The sequence below is a fragment of the Legionella navarrensis genome (assembly GCF_052527415.1).
The window spans coordinates 1-1629 of sequence record NZ_JBNVZR010000046.1 but is presented as its reverse complement, the minus strand read 5'-3'; the positions used below and the strand labels follow the sequence as shown (position 1 = coordinate 1629).

Genomic DNA, 1629 nt, shown 5'->3' with positions numbered 1-1629 from the left:
ATCCAGGTGCCGTCGTTATTATCAACCAGCGTGCCGCTGCCGCTGGCTATGGACAGGTTGAGCGCCTCAAGGCTGCTGCCGGCATCTACGTCACTGGCATTCGCCAGCAGTTCGGCCTGAGTGATCACGCGCGCACCGCTGTCTTCCGCTATGGCTGTGAGAACAACAGCCGCTCCCGCAACCGGTGCGTCATTCACCGGCGTAATATCCAGACTGGCTGTAGAGGCAACGTTGGCAATGCCGTCGCTGATGTCAAAATTAAAGCTGACGCTGCTCTCATCATTCAGCGCCGGCGTATAGGTCCAGGTGCCGTCGTTATTATCAACCAGCGTGCCGCTGCCGCTGGCTATGGACAGGTTCAGCGCCTCAAGGCTGCTGCCGGCATCCACATCACTCGCATTGGCCAGCAGTTCGGCCTGCGTGATCAGGCGTGCACCGCTGTCTTCTGCTATGGCTGTGAGAACAACAGCCGCTCCCGCTGTGGGCGCGTCATTAACCGGGGTAATATCCAGACTGGCTGTAGAGGCAACGTTGGCAATACCGTCGCTGATATCAAAATTAAAGCTGACGCTGCTCTCGTCGTTCAGCGCCGGCGTATAGGTCCAGGTGCCGTCATTATTATCAACCAGCGTACCGCTGCCACTGGCTATGGACAGGTTCAGCGCCTCAAGGCTGCTGCCGGCGTCTACGTCACTGGCATTCGCCAGCAGTTCGGCCTGAGTGATCACGCGCGCACCGCTGTCTTCCGCTATGGCTGTGAGAACAACAGCCGCTCCCGCAACCGGTGCGTCATTAACCGGGGTAATGTCCAGACTGGCTGTGGAAGCAACGCTCTGACTGCCATCGCTGATGTTAAAATTAAAGCTGACACTGCTCTCATCGTTCAGTGCCGGCGTATAGGTCCAGGTGCCGTCCAGGTTGTCTACCAGACTACCAGCACCTGATGCTATGGACAGGTTCAGCGCCTCAAGGCTGCTGCCGGCGTCCACATCACTGGCGTTGGCCAGCAGTTCAGCCTGAGTGATCAGGCGCGCGCCGCTGTCTTCCGCTATGGACGTGAGAACAACAGCCGCTCCCGCAACCGGTGCGTCATTAACCGGCGTAATATCCAGACTGGCCGTCGAGGGAACGCTCAGACTGCCATCGCTGATGTTAAAATTAAAGCTGACGCTGCTCTCATCATTCAGCGCCGGCGTGTAGGTCCAGGTGCCGTCGTTATTATCAACCAGCGTGCCGCTGCCGCTGGCTATGGACAGGTTCAGCGCCTCAAGGCTGCTGCCGGCATCCACATCACTGGCGTTGGCCAGCAGTTCAGCCTGAGTGATCAGGCGTGCACCGCTGTCTTCCGCTATGGCTGTGAGAACAACAGCCGCTCCGGCCACAGGCGCATCATTCACCGGCGTAATATCCAGACTGGCTGTAGAGGCAACGTTGGCACTGCCGTCGCTGATATCAAAATTAAAGCTGACGCTGCTCTCATCATTCAGCGCCGGCGTATAGGTCCAGGTGCCGTCATTATTATCAACCAGCGTGCCGCTGCCGCTGGCGATCGAAAGATTCAAAGCCTCAAGACTGCTGCCGGCATCCACATCACTGGCGTTGGCCAGCAGTTCGGCCTGGGTGATCACA

At 58.3% G+C, this 1629-nt stretch carries 1 protein-coding gene; it reads right to left on the bottom strand.

Annotated features, from left to right (window positions below; genetic code table 11):
* A partial coding sequence (locus tag ACQUTA_RS13030) for a cadherin-like domain-containing protein (RefSeq protein ID WP_444988697.1) occupies positions 1-1629 on the bottom strand: 1629 nt, incomplete at both ends.